The organism is Henriciella aquimarina (assembly GCF_002088975.1).
Classification (GTDB): Bacteria; Pseudomonadota; Alphaproteobacteria; order Caulobacterales; family Hyphomonadaceae; genus Henriciella; species Henriciella aquimarina.
Window position 1 is genome coordinate 1 of record NZ_NCST01000068.1, and the last position, 16,521, is coordinate 16,521.

Below are 16,521 nucleotides of genomic sequence, written 5' to 3' on the forward strand. Positions count from 1 at the left end.
CTCATCCTTGTCTGTTTGAAGTGTGCGATAGAGGGGTGGCAGGCGAGACCCCGTTCTCATCCTTGATTTGACGGATCGTGGCTCAGCCAGGGGCTCGCCTGCCGGGTACGACAGTTGTGTCGCCTGAACAGTTGCCAGGGGCGGTGACAGCCGACCCCGTATGACAAGGACAGGATTTTCTTCATGTCACACCCTGCTCTCGGCGTCGATATTTCCAAGACGCATCTCGATGTCTTCGATCCGCGTGACGGCTGCTTTCACCGGCTGTCCAATGATGCGGCAGGGCTCGATACCCTCTGTCTGCTGGCTCCCCCATCCATCGTCTTCGAGGCCACAGGCCCTTATGGCGAAGCGCTCGAACGGGCGATGAGCCAGGCTGGCGTGCGGATGTACCGGGTCAACCCGCGCCAGGCGCGCGAGTTTGCCCGCGCCTCTGGCGTGCTGGCCAAGACAGACCGTGTCGATGCCCGGCTCCTGTCGGCCATGGCCGGCCAGATCAGCCTGCCGGTGCACGTCCCACCCGCACCCGGCGTGCAGGTCCTGCGCGAGCTTCACGCCTACCGGCATGATCTTGTTGAAGCCCGAAAAGCCTGTCTCAACCAGCTCGAACGCTATCGCTGCGGCCCGCTGGTGCGGCGGCTGAAAGCCAGGATCGCAGGCCTGACCCGACAGATCGTCACCATGGACAAGGAGATCGCGGTCCATATCGAGGCCGATGACACCCTGGCTGGCCGGGCCCGCCTCATCGCCAGCGAACCGGGCGTCGGACCGGTCACAACCGCAGCCCTGCTCGCCTTCCTGCCAGAGCTCGGACACCTGGCCCGAAGACCCATCGCAGCCCTTGCAGGCCTTGCTCCCCATGCCCATGAAAGCGGAAGCTTCAGGGGAAAACGCCGGGTCTGGGGCGGGCGCGCAAGGGTGCGCGAAGCACTCTACCTCGCCGCCCTCTCAGCCTCGCGCCATCACCCAAGGCTCAAGCAGACCTACTGCGCCATGCGAACCGCTGGAAAACCTCCAAAGCTCGCCCTCATCGCTATCGCCAGAAAACTCCTCACAATCCTCAACGCAAAACTCAGAAAACATGACATCCAATACAGTTGCTGAGCGATGTCGGAGGGTGAGGCCGTTCGCGTGACGGCAAGGGTCAGGCGAGGTGGGACATCTACACCAAGTAATCCGCCCCTTCATTGCGGTCGGAGGCCTTGCGCCAGGCGAACCAGGAATAGGCCGCGCTGAACAGGGTGACGCTCATCACTACACCGACAAAGGCGAAGACCATCCAGATGCCGTCCAGGGTGAAGGCGGTCACGATGCCGATGAGGCCGGCAAGGATGTAGAGCGGGCCGGCCAGGCGGTGGGTCTTCTCCCAGGCATAGTCGCTGGTCAGCGTCCAGGGCGTGCGGATGCCGAGGAAGAAGCTCTTGCGCGTCTTGGGCAGGTAGTTGCCGATGACGATGAAGAGCAGGCCGCAGCCAGCCATGATGAAACGGACGAATTCGTTCGATGGATCGGCATTGGCGCCGCGCACCATCATGAGGGCGATACCGCCATGGACCGCGGCCAGCAGCACCATCACGCCCGCCCAGGTCGCCACATAGGCTTTACGCGAATGGCGCAGATTGCCCCGGAACGGATCGATCATGGGCGCGAGGCTCATGAGAGCTGCTGTGAACAGAGCGGTGCCGGGCACGATCAGAAGGCTGAGAAAGGCTTCACGGCGCGGGGCGAAGTCATCGGCCACGCCAGCGCTGTTCCAGTGGACCGGGATAGAGCCGTCGGGCAGGGCGCCCCAGGCCCACCAGAGGGTTCCGAGCATGAGCGCGATGGCGCCTGCCGACCAGATAAGTCCTGTACGGATCATTCCGCTGCCTCCTTGTAATCGTCATCGTCGCCATTGTCCTGGCCGATCAGGGCGAGGATCGAGGCGGCGGCGTCTTCCAGCACGCTGGTATTGGCGCGGTAGAGGATGCTGGTGCCCTGCCGCTCGGCGGTGATCATATCGGCTTCCTTCAGGACGTTGAGATGCCGGCTGACCGTCGGCCAGCTCGCATCGAAAGCCTCGGCAAGTTCGCCGGAGGTCTTCGGGCCTTTCCTGAGCAGCGCCATGACCTGGCGGCGCAGCGGATGACCGAGTGCGCTGAAAACACTATTTGCCATTTTTGCTAATTAGCATGAATCAAAATTAGCGGTCAAGCTAATTAAGAATGTGCGGTTGATTGTGAAGGATCGTTTGCTACCTCGGCTGATAATCTGACCCCTCAAAAGAAGGAGAGACCGATGGCGTTGCTCACCGGCTTCCTGCTCGTGGCGGTGCTCGGCATTGCCCACCATTTCGGAATTCTCTGTGTGCGCATGTGCATGCCGCGGCTGGATGGCCAGACCCATCGGACTGTGCTGACGGCCTTCCTTGGTTTGCTTGTGCTGCACACGGCTGAAATCGTCGCCTGGGCGGCCGTGTATGGCGTGATGCTGGAGGGCGCGTGGTTCGGCACCCTCAGCGGAGCCTATACCGGCTCCTTCGGTGACCTGATCTACTTCTCCGGCATGAACTTCGTCACGCTGGGCTTCACCCAGTTGAAGACCGATGGCGCCATCCGGATCATCTCGATGATGCAGTCGCTGGGCGGCTTCATGATCCTGACCTGGTCGGCCACTTTCATCTATTCGGTCTGGCAGGATGCGGTGAAGAAACGCTCGCAGGAATAAAAAAAGAGCGCCTCCCTTTCTAGAGAGGCGCTCCCGATCGGTCGTTTCGCGAGGGGATGAGATTACGCTGCGACCGAATCCCTTTGACCGTCGTGCCTGCCCTCGCAGATTTCTTCCACGATCTTGCGGTTGAAGGCGGGCAGGTCGTCGGGATTGCGGGATGTCACGAGGCCTTCGTCGACGACGACCTGTTCGTCGGAGACGAGGGCGCCGGCATTCTTGAGATCCTGCTGGATCGCCTTGAAGCCGGTCATCTGACGGCCGCTGACGAGCCCTGCGGAAATCAGGACCTGCGGTCCGTGACAGATGGCAAAGACGGGTTTCTTCTGCTCGAAGAAGGCAGAGGCGAAATCGAGCGCCTTCTGCTCGACACGCAGGGCGTCCGGATTGAACAGGCCGCCGGGGATGAGCAGGGCGTCGAAGTCTTCAGCCTTCACCTCGTCCAGCGTTTTGTCGACCTTCACCTTGATGCCGTGCTCCCGGTGCTGGTTGGCCTGGATCTCGCCGGACTTGAGCGAGACGACGACGGTCTTCGCGCCGGCATTCTCCATCGCTTCCTTCGGGGAGGTCAGCTCGACCTCTTCGAACCCGTCGGTGGCGAGGATGGCGAGTGTCTTGCCTTCAGCTCTCTGGGTCATGAAAATCTCCTTGTCGCATTCTGCGGGAAATGGCGGTCGCGTCTGGCAACCGATTTTCTTAACAACGACGGGAGAAGGCAGGCTGTTCCGGCCTGAAAACGTTTTAATTCAGGTGGGGCCTAATGCTCATGATGGCCGTGCTCCTCGATCTCGTGGGCGAGGCGGTCGACCGAGGCCATGTCATGCCGGTTGCTGGCATTGTTGGCGGCTTTCAGGAAGGCGCCCGGCCTGGCCATAGGCGGAAAACGGATCTCGCCTTCGCCGCGGCCCTCGATCTCGAGACTGCCGAATCCGAAGATGCGCCCGATAATGCCCTGGTCGAGGTCGGCGCCCTCGATGGAGGAGAGTGAGAGCTGGTCGACATGGGCTGACAGGATGCCCCGTTTCATCACGATGCGGCGGCTGGTGACGGCAAATTCCGTCGTTTTGAGCCGCAGCATCTCGTAGATGAAATAGATGATGCCGATGATCAGGATGCCAAAGATGATCAGCGCCGCCCAGGCCCGGGCATACCAGAGCCAGTGAAACTCGCCCCAGTAGAGCACCTCCTCGTCTTCCGAGAGGTTCTTCTCGATATAGCGCATGCGCTGTCGCTCCCTGTCCGCGGCGAGCATAGTTAACGGCCATCTCCTCTAGGCCGTTCCGAGAACATGCGTGTCAAGCCTCGCTTTTGGGGCCAACCCCGTGTACAGGGGCGCCAAACACGCCTTTGCTGAAAGCTACCCCTCCCATGACTGAGCCTACCGCGCTTCGCAACATCGCGATCATCGCCCACGTTGACCATGGCAAGACCACGCTGGTCGACTGCCTGCTGAAACAGTCCGGCACCTTCCGCGAGAACGAGCAGACCGAAGACCGGATGATGGACTCCAACGACCTGGAGCGGGAACGCGGCATCACCATTCTCGCCAAGACGACGTCGGTGGTCTGGGGCGATACGCGCATCAACATTGTCGACACGCCCGGCCACGCCGATTTCGGCGGCGAGGTGGAGCGTATCCTGCACATGGTCGACGGGGCCATCGTGCTGGTCGATGCCGCCGAAGGCCCGATGCCGCAGACCAAGTTCGTGGTCGGCAAGGCGCTGAAGGTGGGCCTGCGCCCCATCGTGGCGGTCAACAAGATCGACAAGCCGGATTCCCGGCCCGACTATGTCATCAACGAGGTGTTCGATCTGTTCGCCGATCTCGGTGCCGATGACGACCAGCTCGATTTTCCGATCCTCTACGGTTCGGCCAAGAATGGCTGGATGAGCCTCGACTATGAGAAGCCGGAAGAGGACATGTCCGCGCTCTTCGATCTCGTCACCCATCACGTGCCGGAGCCGAAGACCGAGGAAGGCCCGTTCCGCATGCTGGCCACCACCATTTCCGCCGACAACTTCCTCGGCCGCATCCTGACCGGGCGCGTCACCTCGGGCACGGTGAAGCCGAACCAGACGGTTAAGGTGCTCTCGCGCGACGGCGAACTGGTCGAGCAGGGGCGTGTCTCCAAGGTGCTGGCTTTCCGCGGCCTCGGGCGCGAGCCCATCGAGGAAGGCCATGCCGGCGACATCGTCTCGCTGGCCGGGCTTGCCAAGGCGAACGTGGCCGACACCTTCGTCGACCCGTCCGTCAACGAGCCGATCGAGGCCCAGCCCATCGATCCGCCGACGCTCTCCATGACCTTCCGCGTCAATGACAGCCCGCTCGCCGGCACCGAGGGCACGAAGGTCACCTCACGGATGATCTGGGACCGGCTGGTCAAAGAGGCCGAGGGCAATGTCGCGCTGAAGGTCGAGCGCTCGACCGAAGCCGAGGCCTTTACCGTCTCCGGCCGGGGCGAGCTGCAGCTGTCTGTCCTGATCGAGACCATGCGCCGCGAAGGCTTCGAACTCGGCGTGATGCGGCCCAAGGTCGTGATGAAGGAAGATCCGGATACGGGCGAGAAGCTCGAACCGGTCGAGGAAGTCGTCATCGATGTCGATGACGAGCATACCGGTATCATCGTGCAGAAGCTCAATGAGCGCAAAGCCGACATGATGGAGATGAAGCCGTCTGGCGCGGGCCGGACACGGCTGGTCTTCCATGCGCCGACGCGCGGGCTGATCGGCTATCAGGGCGAGCTGCTCTCCGATACGCGCGGCACCGCCATCATGAACCGCGTCTTCCTTGAATACGCGCCGTACAAGGGCGCGATCAAGGGCCGTCACACCGGGGTGCTCGTCTCCATGGACCAGGGCGAGGCCGTCGCCTTCGCGCTGTTCAACCTGGAAGACCGTGGCCCGATGATGATCCATCCGGGCGACAAGGTCTATCAGGGCATGATCATCGGCGAGCACACCCGCGACAATGACCTTGAGGTCAATGTCATGAAGGGCAAGAAGCTCACCAATGTCCGCGCCTCCGGCACCGATGAGGCCGTGCGCCTCACCCCGCCGCTGCAGATGACGCTGGAGCGCTCGCTGGCCTATATCGCCGAGGACGAGCTGGTCGAGGTGACGCCGAAATCCATCCGCCTGCGCAAGATCCACCTCGACCCGCATGAACGCAAGCGCGCCGCCAAGGCTGCCGCGAACGCCTAGTCTTCTGCGGCGGGGGCTGTCAGGCGTGTGATGGCTTCCTGCTTCACCGCGTCCACGGCCGGAGCGATCTGGTCAAGTGCGCTGGCCTGGGCGCCATTGGCGACTTCCTCGAAGGTGACGTGCGAGCCGTTGCCGTCGGGTTTGATCGTGATCGTCCAGATGACAGTCACGCCCATGCCCTGAAGCGGGCCGAACGGGGCGTCGAGGCGCAGCATCTTGCCCTCCATCACGGTCAGAACCGTTCCGTGGGCGACCGAACTCCCTTCCCACGCTTCCTGCCACAGCCCGCCGGCCTGCGGGTCGAGCGAGAGATTGGCCGCATCGCCCGACCAGGTGTGATCGGGCGACCACCAGGTCTCCGGCTGGATCAGCCGCTCCCACATATCCTCCGGCGACAGCGTCGACATCGCTTCGTGCTTCAGCGTGTAGTGGCTTGGGCTGGCGGCGACGATCTCGGCGCCGGCCGGCAGGGCGAGCCCGCTCAGGGCAAGGCCGGTCAGGACAGGTTTCATGGCGTCTCCTCCTCCACGCTGGAGGAGACTATCCGCCGGGCTGCCGGCTTTGGCAAGCGCTCTGCCCGGGTGTGCCGGCCGGCGGGCCATTACCAGTCATACGTGCAATGACGGTATCGACGCCCCTGAAATTTGAGCTTAATCTTTTCTCATGGAGCTGATGTCACACCGTGCTGCCGGCTGGCATATCCGACTGAGGACGACGTCGGATCATGCCGGTATCGAGGCGGTGTTCAAATCCTGCCTTGTCGAATTTCCCTGGCGCCGGCCTGAGACCGATGAAGTGCTGCGCCTGCGCCGCACGCTGAGCGGATGCGACTGTCTGGTCGCCCATGAGGCGCAGGCCGGGATCATCGGCTTCCTGACGCTCGAGCGTGAAAAGGCCTATGTCGCCCATCTCTTCGTGCATGATGACTGGCGTCTTTGCGGCGTCGCCAGCGGTCTCCTGGCCGTAGCGCGGGATCTTGCACGCGCCTCGCTGCAGCTCGATGTCGACGAGCAGAACCAGAAGGCGCTGAAGGCCTACAAGGCGATGGGCTGGACCGAGAAGGTCGGCGCCAACCCCGCGCGCGGGGGCCAGCGCCGCCTCTCTGGGCCTTAGCGGCGACGCCTATTCGGCCTCGCCCGCCTCGCTTTCGCTCTCATCCGTCTTGACCGGATCGTATTTCTCGAACCAGCCCATGATGTTGTCCGTCTTGGCGATGAGACGGCTCGGACGTCCGGCAATATAATGCGGCGAGCCCGGCACGCGGATGAGCGCGGTATCGATGCCGCGCAGCTTCAGCGCGGTATAGAACTGCTCGGCTTCCCAGGCCGGGGTGCGGTAGTCTTCCTCGCCGACCATGACAAGCGTCGGTGTTTCGACATTGCCGACCAGGCTGATCGGGGAAAGCTCCCAATAGGCGTCCGGATTTTCCCACGGGTCCTCACGGATCCAGTGGCGCCAGACATAGGGTGCGATGTCGCCGGAGAGCGCCATGGTCAGCCAGTTGATGACCGGCTTGATGGTCGCGGCCGCGGCGAACCGGTCGGTCTTGCCGACGATCCAGGCGGTGAGAACGCCGCCGCCTGAGCCGCCGGTGACGAAGAGCCGCTCGGGATCGACGTAATTGCGCGAGACCATTTCATCGACGACGCTCATCAGGTCGTCATAGTCCTGGCTCGGATAGGCCTTGTCGATCAGCTGGGCGAATTCCTCGCCATAGCCGGTCGAGCCACGCGGATTGGCCCAGACGGTGACATAGCCTTCGGCGGCATAGCGCTGGATTTCGGCAGCGAAGAACGGCCCGTACATGGAGAAGGGGCCGCCATGGATCTCGAGGATCATGGGATAGCTGCCATCGGCCTCGAAGCCGGGCGGCAGGGCGACCCAGGCCTCGATCTCGCGCCCGTCATGGCTGGAGGAGACCTTGAATTCCTCGACCTTCGCCATGTCGAGATAAGGCAGGACATCGTCATTCAGCGAGGTCAGCACGCGGTTCTCGACGTTCCGGCCGGTCACGGCGACTTCCGAGGGCGTGTTCGGGGAGCCGGCCGTATAGGCAATGACCGGGCGGTTGGTCTGCGAGATCGAGAAGTCGGCCCCGGCATAGGGCCGGCCGATCGAGGTGCCGCCCAGCCCGGTCACGGCAATGGAGGATTTCCCGCCGGTCGTGATCTCGAAGAGGTCGATATTGCCGGCATTCTCGCCTTGCACATACAGGCTGCGCCCGTTCGGGGCCCATTCGGTGTGGCCCATCGAGATGTCGAGGTCGGCGGCGATCTCGCGGACATTGGAGCCGTCGGCATCCATCAGGTAGAGATTGGCCTGCTCATAGGCGAGGACGTGATCGTCATAGCCGCGGAAGGCGATGGTCTTGCCGTCCGGGGAGACGACCGGTGACTGGTCCGGGCCGTCGCGGCTGGTGAGGGCGCGCATGGAGAGGTCGGACAGTTCCAGCGCGTAGATCTCGCTCTCGACGGTGTCGATGTCACGGTCCTCGGCCTTGTTGCCGGTCACCAGCAGCGTGTCATCGTCGAGCCAGACCGGGTTGGACATGTCGGCTTCGCCATCGGTCAGCTGGCGGGGCGAGCCGCCGGAGGCCGACAGCACGAAGACCTGTTCGGTGCCATCCTCAAGATAGCCCTGGCCGTCGAAACGGAAGGTCAGATCGTCGATCACCTTGACCGGATCGTTCCACTCCGCGCCTTCCGGCTGGTCCGGCGGGGTGGCAAAGCTCGGCTTGTCGCCCGGCACGAACATGGAGACGGCGATCTTGCTGCCATCCGGCGACCAGGCCGCCCCGCGCGGGCCTTCCTCGAACTGGGCGAGCGAGAAGCTGTCGCCGCTGTCGAGATAGAGCAGGCGCAGCTCGGGCTTGCCATCCTTCACGGTGGAATAGAGAAGCTTGTCGCCCTCCGGGGACCAGACCGGCCCGCTGGCCGGAGGACCGCCGGTGACGAGGGGGCGCTGATCGCCCGATTTCACGTCGATGATCCAGAGGTCGCCGCGATCCTGGTCGCTGCGCTGGTCCATGGAATGGCGCACATAGACGATCTTGCTGCCGTCTGGAGAGATTTGCGGACTGGTCGCGTATTCCAGGTCGAAGACGCGCTCGGCGGTGAACTTGCGGCTGTCGTCTGTCTTGTCCTGGGCCAGGGCAGGCATGGCGAGCGCCAGCATGCAGGCGGCGGGTATCAGGTGTCGTTTCACGGGCAAGGCTCCCCTCCTTCTTCAGTTGCCGGGCACCATGCGCCCGCCAGCGGGGAGAGGCAAGACGGCGATCCGTAGCATTTGCGGGCGATGATCCCTCGCCATAACGGATTTCGAGCCTGTTCGCCCCCGTTTTTGTTCGGATTGCAGGCAATTGTGCCCAATTGCCGGGACATCGCAGCGATCACTGACATAATTTATCGTGACTGCTATATGGATCCTTGACGAAAGCCCTCCCCATTCAAAGATATGGAGCGACTGGCTTTCAGCATCCTCCCAGACTTGAAGCCGGTTTCTGCCCACCCCGATACGGGGTGAAGGTAGAGCTTTATAGCGGGGTCTTTCATGGCCCCGCTATTTTTTTGCCTTCCTCAGCGGCAATGACGCTCCATTTCTTGTCATCAGCCCCATGCATAGGGCGCCAGACGGTTCCGCCTCTTGGCTTTGCAAACACTATGGCCGGTAGTTTCATGATCCGTAGTTTCGACAGATGGAGCCCCTTCGCATGACACGCCTGCTCGCCGCCTTCCGCTCCATCGCGCTCGCGTTTGCGCTTGCTTCCGGTCCATCGCTGGCCAGTGGGCAGGCGGCCGCGCCCCCTTCCCAATCTCCTTCAAAGACAAAGACGCTGGCCATCGTGCTTTTCCCGAAATTCGAGACGCTCGATGTCTTCGGGCCTGTGGAGATGTGGGGCCGTCTCGACGATTATGAGATCGTCACGGTTTCAGAGCATGGGGGCACGGTCATGTCGGCCCAGGGCATAGAGACCGTCACCCGCTATTCGTTCGAGACTGCGCCGCAGTTCGACATCATCATGATCCCGGGCGGCATGGGCACCCGCACGGAAGTGAACAATCCCGCCATGCTCGACTTCCTGCGCTCGCAAGACGAGGGGACCGAGTTCACCACGTCGGTCTGCACAGGCTCTGCCGTACTCGCCAAGGCGGGCCTGCTCGATGGACGCAAGGCGACATCCAACAAGATGGCGTGGACATTCGCGACGAGCCAGGATGACGATGTCATATGGCAGGGCGAGGCCCGCTGGGTCGTGGATGGAAAGTACATCACCTCATCGGGGATTTCGGCAGGCATCGACATGGCGATCGGGCTCGTCGAGATGATCGAGGGCCGCGAGAAGGCCGAGAATGTCGCCCGCGTCGCCGAGTATGACTGGAATGACGATCCGTCGAACGATCCCTTCGCCGTAGACGCGCTCGCCACGCACTAGGCGCGTGCCCTCGCGCGCTCATGTGACCGGGGCGGACAAGCCCCTCCGCCCTGGCGAAACCTTCCCAATCTCGCCGCGTTTGTGTGCCAGACCGGCCGCGTGGCAAAGACGTGTTTGGTAAACGGACGGCCTGCGCTACAAAGTTGGCGGACGGGCCGGCAACGGCCAGCGGAGAGGGAGCGCAATGGGATTGATCTGGTGGATCCTGCCCGCACTGGCCGGTGTTATCGGCCTGATGCTGACCTTTGCCGGCATGGGCCGGCTGATGAAGCTGCGCGTGGCCGCCGGTGGCCTGCGCTTTCTCTTCGGCATCGGGTTTCTGGGCGCGGCCGGGGTCGGCACTTTTGCCGGGCTGAACCTGCAGACCTATAAGCGCCTGACCTATGAACGCCCCGTCGCACAGGTGACCTTCGATGCCGTGGCCGGCGAGGCAAATGCCTATCGCGTCCGCGTGCTGCTGGCCGAAGGCGATGCGGTGACCTGTTTTGTCGAGGATGGCAGCGAGGAAGACTGCATCCTGCGCGGCGACGAATTCTCGATGGGCGCCCGCGTCATCACCTTCAAGCCGATGGCCAACATGCTCGGCTATGACAGCGTCTACCGGCTGGACTACATGGAAGGCCGCGAAAGCCGCCGCTACAATACCGCAACGATCAGCGAGGCGACGAGCAACGGCCTGGCGCTCTCGAAGAATCCGGGCCTTGATGTCTATGCGCTGGCGGAAGAGCAGGGCTCGACCTTCGGCATGGAGGGCACGCAGTTCGGCTCGGCGGTCTATGCCCCGATGGGCGATGGCTTGTCTTATGATGTCGCCCTGACGCAGGATGCCCTTGTGCTGAAGCCGGGCAATGAGGCAGCGCGGCGCGCACTGAACCGGGAGAACTGACGACAATGGGCCTGTGGGAGAAATACGTCGTTCCGCCGCTTGTCTCCTGCGCCTGTTCGACCAAGCCCATCATGAAGCAGCGCGCCAAGGTCGTGCCGCGCGCCCGGGGAAAAGTGCTGGAACTCGGCTGCGGGTCGGGCACGAATTTCGATTATTACAGCCAGCAGGATGTCGAGCGACTCTACGCGCTGGAGCCCTCCGGCGGCATGATCAAGCGCGCGCAGAAGAAAGCCGAAGCGCTGGGATGGCGCGACCGGATCGAGTTCATGGAAGCCGGCGCCGAGGCCGTCCCGCTCGAGGACAACTCTATCGACACCGTCATCATTACCTTCGTTCTCTGTACCATCCCCGACTGGGAAGGCGCGCTCAGCGAGGCCCGCCGCGTCCTGAAGCCAGGGGGCGAAGTTCTGTTTTCCGAGCATGGCCTGGCGCCCGATGAGGGCATCGCCAAATGGCAGCGCCGCATCGAACCGGTCTGGAAACCGCTCGCCGGGGGCTGTCACCTGACCCGCGATACTGGCCAGATGCTGACCGGCGCGGGCTTTGCGCTTGAAGGCATGGAGACGATGTATCTGCCGAAGACGCCGAAGATTGCCGGCTTTGTCTGCTGGGGAGCCGCCCGTGTCGCCTAGACAGCCGCCCTATCTGCCTTTCCTGCAGGGGCCGCCCCGGATCGCGCCCGGCCTGAAGCCGATTCCAGAAAGCCGCTGGCTGCTGCCGGACACCGAGAAGGACACCTGGCTGCCCGGTAAGCGGATCGTCATGGCCACACGCCCGCACGATACGGTGCTTGGCGAGACCGACGGCGAGCCGGCACGCGAACTCCTTTCGATGATCGGCGAGGCGATCGGCCGGTCGCCGCATCACAGCTGGGAGAATGCCGTCGAGGCGGCCGCGTCGCTGGTGTCCGACGATCTCTGCCTGTTGGAGCGCGATACCGATGGCGCCTGGGTTCTTACCGCGGCGGCCGTGGCGGCACCGACCTACTGGTGGCCGGAAGACCAGATCGGCCTGGCGCTCGACAGCCTGCATCACCCGGTCCCGGGCGGGGACCCGGAGCTTGCCACGCGCATCAACCGCATCTTTGACGGCCTGCAGCCCGACCGCGTGCTTGAACGCTTCAACTGGACGATCCAGCCCGAAGGCACGCGCTATACGCCCGAACGCCCCAGCCCGGAGGGCATGACGCCGGAGCAGCTCTTCCTGCGCGTCGAACGCCAGACCCTCCGCAAGCTGCCGGAAACCGGCGCCATCTGCTTTACCATCCGGGTCTGCATGGACCCGCTTATGCCGATCCTCGCCGATCCCGATATTCGTGAGACCTTCGAGGATGCCTGGATCGGCGCGGCCCCAGAGGTGCGCGCCTATAAGGGCTGGGATGCGCTCGAGCCCCTGGTGCGCCAGGCCTGCCGGCAATCGGCGGGGGCCTCCTAGTCGAAATCTCTCCGAACTGCTTTATGTGAGGGCGGAAAGACGATTCGACGGAGGTTTCATGGCGTACTGGCTGTTCAAGTCCGAACCGTTCAAATGGGGCTGGGATGCCCAGAAGAAGGCGGGCAAGAAAGGCACCGAGTGGGACGGGGTTCGCAACTATCAGGCGCGCAATTTCATGCGCGACATGAAGAAGGGCGATCTCGGCTTTTTCTACCACTCCAACAAGGGGCTGGAAGTCGTTGGGATTGTAGAGATTTGTGCCGAAAGCCACCCCGACTCCACCACCGATGACGAGCGCTGGGATTGCGTCGATATCCGCGCGGTGACAGACATGCCCGAGCCGGTGACACTCAAGGATGTGAAGGCCAATGAAAAACTGGCCGACATGGCGCTGGTGACCTCGTTCCGCCTGTCGGTGCAGCCGGTCAAGGAAGACGAGTGGATGGAAGTCTGCCGTATGGGCGGGATGAATGGTAAGACGCTGAAGCCGCTATAAGGGCGGGCTCAGGCCGTCAGGTCATAGGTCATGGCGACATTGGCCCGTTCATAGCGTCCGCCATAGCGGGCCAACAGGCCGGCATCATGGGTAAAGCCCGCCTTCTCATAGAGGTGGATCGCGGCTTCGCACTTCTTGTTGGTCAGCAGGAACAGCTCGTCGATGCCGAGGCCCGGTGCGCGGTTCAGGATTTCCCGGAGCAGGAATTCCCCGGCCTTGCGGCCTCGTGCCGAGGCGCGCACGCCCATCTTGGTCAGCTCGAAACTGCCATCCCCCACCGGCATCAGCGCGCAGGTGCCAATGATGCCGAGGGTCTCATCCTTCACGAAGAGGATGATGCCACCCTTGTCGATGATGTTGCCTTTCGGGTCTTCCATCAGCAGCAGGTCATTGTCTTCGAGCGAGAACATGCCCTCGACCCATTCGCGCGTGATCTCGTAGAAATCCCGGGCGAGGCTGTCGTCATAGCCGACGATCGACAGGCCGGGCATGCTGTGCCTGTTGTAGCTTGCGACAATGCGGTCATAGAGCGAGGTCTCGTTCATGGCGGTCTCCATCCGGTGCAGCAGGGTCAGAACATCGCCATCGGGCCCGGCGCAGATCTCGCGCGCAGCCGCCTCGATATGCGGCCAGATTTCCTGTCGCATACGGGCGACGGCGGCCTTGCCGTCAGCGGTCAGGCTGATGCTTTTCGCCCGGCGGTCGCCATCGACCGGGCTCAGCTCGGTAAAGCCCTGTTCCTTCAGGCTGTTATGGATGCGGGTGACACCGGGCTGGCTGGCCTGTAGCCGTTCCACCGCTTCCCCGACTGTCATCGGGCCATACCGGTCCAGCGCGACAAGCAGGGAAAACTGGCTCGGCTGCATGGGATAGCCAAGCGCCTGGTGGGCGCGCCCGGCATCGGCCTGCATGCGTTCGGCAAGCCGCTTCAACCGGCTGCCGAGAGCGAGGTGTCCGCTCATTTCGAGGATGTCGCTGTCCATGCACGGCTCCCTTCCAAACATGTTATATAACATGTTATGTTTGTGAGGTGTCAAGAGGGCGCGCCTGGGGCGATCTGACGATTGGGAAAGGTGTCTAGCCGCGCACGCCGTCTTCGAAACTGGCCAGCGCCCATTCCGCGAAGGTGGCGAGATTGCCACCGGTAAACAGGAAGGCCCCGACGCCAGCGGCACGCGCGGCCTCCATGTCGGTCTGCTTGTCGCCGATCAGGAAGCTCTGCTCGCGGTTGACCGGGAAGTCGGCCATGGCCTGCAGCAGCATGCCGGGGCCGGGCTTGCGGTCGATGCTCTCCCGGCGATAGCGCGCGATCTCGCCGGCTTCGTGCCAGGGCGCATAATAGAAGTGGTCGATGGCGGTGCCGGCCTTTTCGAGCTCTTCGGCCATATGCGCGTGCAGCGTCTGCATGTCCTCTTCGGTGTAGAGCCCGCGGGCGATGCCGGACTGGTTGGTCACGACGAAGACGAACCAGCCGCGGCGCTTGAAATTCGCGACGCAATCAATGGCGCCCTCGATCCATTCGAAGTCCTCGACACGGCTGACATAGCCGCGGTCGACGTTCAGCACGCCATCGCGGTCAAGGAAGAGAGCAGGTCGTCGGGTGGTCATCGTCCCCGTCTTTAGACGAGACTTTGCCAGCCGACCAGAGACCAAGTTTTACTGGAAAAACATGCGGAATTCGATTTTTCTGGGTCCTGGAGGCAAAGAAAACAAACAGCCTCCGGACTGGGAGGAAAACCATGGAACAGTATCTACCACTCATCCTGAGTGCCATTGGCGGCGGCGTGCTCGGCCCCGTCATCTCGAAAATCTTCGGGGGCAGCGGTACGGGCGGTGTCATTGGCGGGATCGTCGGCGGCCTGGGCGGACATTATGGCGCAGATGCCGCCGGCCTCGGAGACCTGCTCGGTGCCGGTATCATGAGCCATATCCAGGACCTGTTGGAAGGCGGCGTCGGCGGCGCCATCCTTGGCGTGATTGCCGGCATGGCGACCAAGAAGGGTGCCTGAGGACATCTCATCTGCGAAAAGGGGCAGGGCCGTCTGAGGCTCTGCCCTTTTTTGGATGGCGGCCTACTCGGCCGGGGCCAGCTCGGCGACTTCCTCGCGATTGGCGCGCACGCCGAACCAGAAGGGAATGAGCGCGAGGCCGGTCAGGACGGCCGCCAGCAGGAAGGCCGCGCCCGGGAAGTAGACCGGGGCGTCGTCGGCGGCGAAGGTGTGCAGCGTCTGCGTCATGACGAGCGGCGCGAAGATCATCGAGAAGGCGTTGAGGCTGGCGGTTGCCCCCTGCAGCTCGCCCTGCGCGTTGCGCGGCGTGAGCCCCGACATGATCTGGTTGATCGACGGGCCGAACACCCCGCCCAGCGCCCCGAACGGGATGATCGCATAGGCCATCCAGTCATTCGTCGCCAGCGCATAAAGAAAGCAGGCCACCGTGGTGATCATCAGGCCGCCAAAGGCGGTGCTCACCGGGCCGAAACGCTTGATGGCCGGGCCGATCAGGGCGGCTTGCGTCACCGCCGAGCCCAGCCCGATCAGCGCGAGCGACAGGCCGATCTCGGCTTCGCCCCAATCGTAGCGGATCTCGCCATAGAAGTTCCAGGTCGCCGGGAAAACGGAATGGGCGAACATGAAGAAGCCATAGGCCACGATGAACCAGGCCACCTTGGGCAGTTTGGCGAAGTGCTTGATGGCGCCGAAGGGGTTGGCGCGGCGGATGTCGAAGGCGCGCCGGTCTTCACGGGCAAGCGACTCCGGCAGGACGAAGAAGCCGTAGCAGAAATTGAGCAGCGACAGCACAGCTGCCCCGAAGAAGGGCAGGCGGGTGTCGATCGAGCCGAGCCAGCCGCCAATCGCCGGGCCGATGATGAAGCCGATCCCGAAGGCGGCCCCGATCATGCCGAAGGCCCGGCCGCGGTTTTCCGGCTCGGTCACGTCGGCGATATAGGCATTGGCGGTCGAGAAGGTCGCTGAGGAGATGCCGGTCAGCGCCCGGCCGATAAAGAGCAGCCAGACCGAATGAGCGAAGCCCATGATCATGAAGTCCACGCCGAGGGTCGCAATCGAGACGAGCAGGACGGGGCGGCGCCCGAACCGGTCCGACAGATTGCCGATGAAAGGCATGGTCAGGAAGTTCAGCACGCCGTAGAGCGCGGTCAGCATCCCTCCGATGACCACGGTATCGGCGGCACCCTTGCCGGTCAGCTCTTCCAGGAGCGACGGGATGACGGGCACGATGATGCCAAAGCCGATCATGTCCATCGCCACGCAGACGATGACAAACAGGAAGGCATTCTTGCCGTGCTTGCGGGTGGCAGGCGCATCAGTCATGGCGCGAGGGTTTGGCCCCGATCGCCACAGCCGT

The 16,521-nt window shown here is 63.2% G+C and carries 19 protein-coding genes; 10 read left to right on the top strand and 9 right to left on the bottom strand.

The genetic code is table 11. The features are described from left to right. The first annotated feature begins 183 nt into the window (after window positions 1-183). Window positions 184-1,104, top strand: coding sequence for a transposase (locus tag B8784_RS10835; RefSeq protein WP_084396516.1), 921 nt, complete (start codon window positions 184-186; stop codon window positions 1,102-1,104). Between the two features lie 58 nt (window positions 1,105-1,162). Here the strand turns inward: B8784_RS10835 and B8784_RS10840 are convergent, their stop codons facing one another. Then, window positions 1,163-1,861: an SdpI family protein gene (locus B8784_RS10840; RefSeq protein WP_084397978.1), complete on the bottom strand. Its 699-nt coding sequence runs from the start codon at window positions 1,859-1,861 to the stop codon at window positions 1,163-1,165. Further along, window positions 1,858-2,157, bottom strand: a complete 300-nt coding sequence (locus B8784_RS10845) for a metalloregulator ArsR/SmtB family transcription factor (protein ID WP_084397979.1) — start codon at window positions 2,155-2,157, stop codon at window positions 1,858-1,860. Before B8784_RS10845 ends, B8784_RS10840 begins: the two co-directional genes overlap by 4 nt. Window positions 2,158-2,277: 120 nt before the next feature. On the opposite strand from B8784_RS10845, the gene B8784_RS10850 reads away from it, so the two are divergent. After that, entirely contained in the window at window positions 2,278-2,706 is a 429-nt protein-coding gene (locus B8784_RS10850; protein ID WP_084397980.1) for a hypothetical protein, read from the top strand. A 62-nt stretch (window positions 2,707-2,768) separates the two neighbouring features. Here B8784_RS10850 and B8784_RS10855 read toward each other — a convergent pair whose 3' ends face one another. Both B8784_RS10855 and B8784_RS10860 read right to left on the bottom strand, forming a co-directional pair. After that, a complete protein-coding gene (locus tag B8784_RS10855; protein WP_407646483.1) occupies window positions 2,769-3,311 on the bottom strand; it encodes a type 1 glutamine amidotransferase domain-containing protein in 543 nt (180 codons plus the stop codon). Between the two features lie 152 nt (window positions 3,312-3,463). Continuing rightward, window positions 3,464-3,928, bottom strand: a complete 465-nt coding sequence (locus B8784_RS10860; protein ID WP_158085655.1) for a PH domain-containing protein — start codon at window positions 3,926-3,928, stop codon at window positions 3,464-3,466. A gap of 146 nt (window positions 3,929-4,074) precedes the next feature. Here B8784_RS10860 and typA point away from each other — a divergent pair, with 146 nt between their 5' ends. Further along, window positions 4,075-5,907 carry a translational GTPase TypA gene (typA, locus tag B8784_RS10865; RefSeq protein WP_084397983.1) on the top strand — a complete coding sequence of 611 codons (1,833 nt, stop codon included), beginning with the start codon at window positions 4,075-4,077 and terminating at the stop codon, window positions 5,905-5,907. Here the strand turns inward: typA and B8784_RS10870 are convergent. Further along, window positions 5,904-6,419, bottom strand: coding sequence for an SRPBCC family protein (locus tag B8784_RS10870; RefSeq protein ID WP_084397984.1), 516 nt, complete (start codon window positions 6,417-6,419; stop codon window positions 5,904-5,906). The genes typA and B8784_RS10870 overlap by 4 nt on opposite strands. Window positions 6,420-6,579: 160 nt before the next feature. On the opposite strand from B8784_RS10870, the gene B8784_RS10875 reads away from it, so the two are divergent. Next, complete coding sequence (locus B8784_RS10875) at window positions 6,580-7,020, top strand: GNAT family N-acetyltransferase (protein WP_158085656.1); 441 nt, start codon at window positions 6,580-6,582, stop codon at window positions 7,018-7,020. Window positions 7,021-7,029: 9 nt separating this feature from the next. Here the strand turns inward: B8784_RS10875 and B8784_RS10880 are convergent, their stop codons facing one another. Further along, window positions 7,030-9,111 (bottom strand): alpha/beta hydrolase family protein, encoded by a 2,082-nt coding sequence (locus tag B8784_RS10880; protein ID WP_084398016.1) that lies wholly within the window; start codon window positions 9,109-9,111, stop codon window positions 7,030-7,032. A gap of 505 nt (window positions 9,112-9,616) precedes the next feature. On the opposite strand from B8784_RS10880, the gene B8784_RS10885 reads away from it, so the two are divergent. From B8784_RS10885 to B8784_RS10905, 5 genes are all read left to right on the top strand, one after another. Beyond that, window positions 9,617-10,339: a DJ-1/PfpI family protein gene (locus tag B8784_RS10885; protein WP_199288580.1), complete on the top strand. Its 723-nt coding sequence runs from the start codon at window positions 9,617-9,619 to the stop codon at window positions 10,337-10,339. 184 nt (window positions 10,340-10,523) lie between these two features. Continuing rightward, window positions 10,524-11,225 (top strand): hypothetical protein, encoded by a 702-nt coding sequence (locus B8784_RS10890; protein WP_084397987.1) that lies wholly within the window; start codon window positions 10,524-10,526, stop codon window positions 11,223-11,225. Between the two features lie 5 nt (window positions 11,226-11,230). Then, on the top strand, window positions 11,231-11,857 hold the full coding sequence (locus tag B8784_RS10895; RefSeq protein ID WP_084397988.1) for a class I SAM-dependent methyltransferase: 627 nt from the start codon (window positions 11,231-11,233) through the stop codon (window positions 11,855-11,857). Continuing rightward, entirely contained in the window at window positions 11,847-12,659 is an 813-nt protein-coding gene (locus B8784_RS10900) for a heme-dependent oxidative N-demethylase family protein (protein ID WP_084397989.1), read from the top strand. The genes B8784_RS10895 and B8784_RS10900 overlap by 11 nt, the downstream gene beginning before the upstream one ends. Before the next feature lie 58 nt (window positions 12,660-12,717). Continuing rightward, window positions 12,718-13,155, top strand: coding sequence for an EVE domain-containing protein (locus B8784_RS10905; RefSeq protein WP_084397990.1), 438 nt, complete (start codon window positions 12,718-12,720; stop codon window positions 13,153-13,155). A gap of 8 nt (window positions 13,156-13,163) precedes the next feature. Here B8784_RS10905 and B8784_RS10910 read toward each other — a convergent pair whose 3' ends face one another. Both B8784_RS10910 and B8784_RS10915 read right to left on the bottom strand, forming a co-directional pair. Then, window positions 13,164-14,138 (bottom strand): bifunctional helix-turn-helix transcriptional regulator/GNAT family N-acetyltransferase, encoded by a 975-nt coding sequence (locus B8784_RS10910; RefSeq protein ID WP_084397991.1) that lies wholly within the window; start codon window positions 14,136-14,138, stop codon window positions 13,164-13,166. A 94-nt stretch (window positions 14,139-14,232) separates the two neighbouring features. Further along, entirely contained in the window at window positions 14,233-14,763 is a 531-nt protein-coding gene (locus B8784_RS10915) for a D-glycero-alpha-D-manno-heptose-1,7-bisphosphate 7-phosphatase (protein ID WP_084397992.1), read from the bottom strand. 131 nt (window positions 14,764-14,894) lie between these two features. Here B8784_RS10915 and B8784_RS10920 point away from each other — a divergent pair, with 131 nt between their 5' ends. Next, the gene (locus B8784_RS10920; protein WP_084397993.1) at window positions 14,895-15,164 is read left to right on the top strand and encodes a hypothetical protein; all 270 of its coding nucleotides are present in this window, start codon (window positions 14,895-14,897) and stop codon (window positions 15,162-15,164) included. 63 nt (window positions 15,165-15,227) lie between these two features. Here the strand turns inward: B8784_RS10920 and B8784_RS10925 are convergent, their stop codons facing one another. Next, window positions 15,228-16,487 (bottom strand): TCR/Tet family MFS transporter, encoded by a 1,260-nt coding sequence (locus B8784_RS10925; protein ID WP_084397994.1) that lies wholly within the window; start codon window positions 16,485-16,487, stop codon window positions 15,228-15,230. Between the last annotated feature and the right edge of the window lie 34 nt (window positions 16,488-16,521).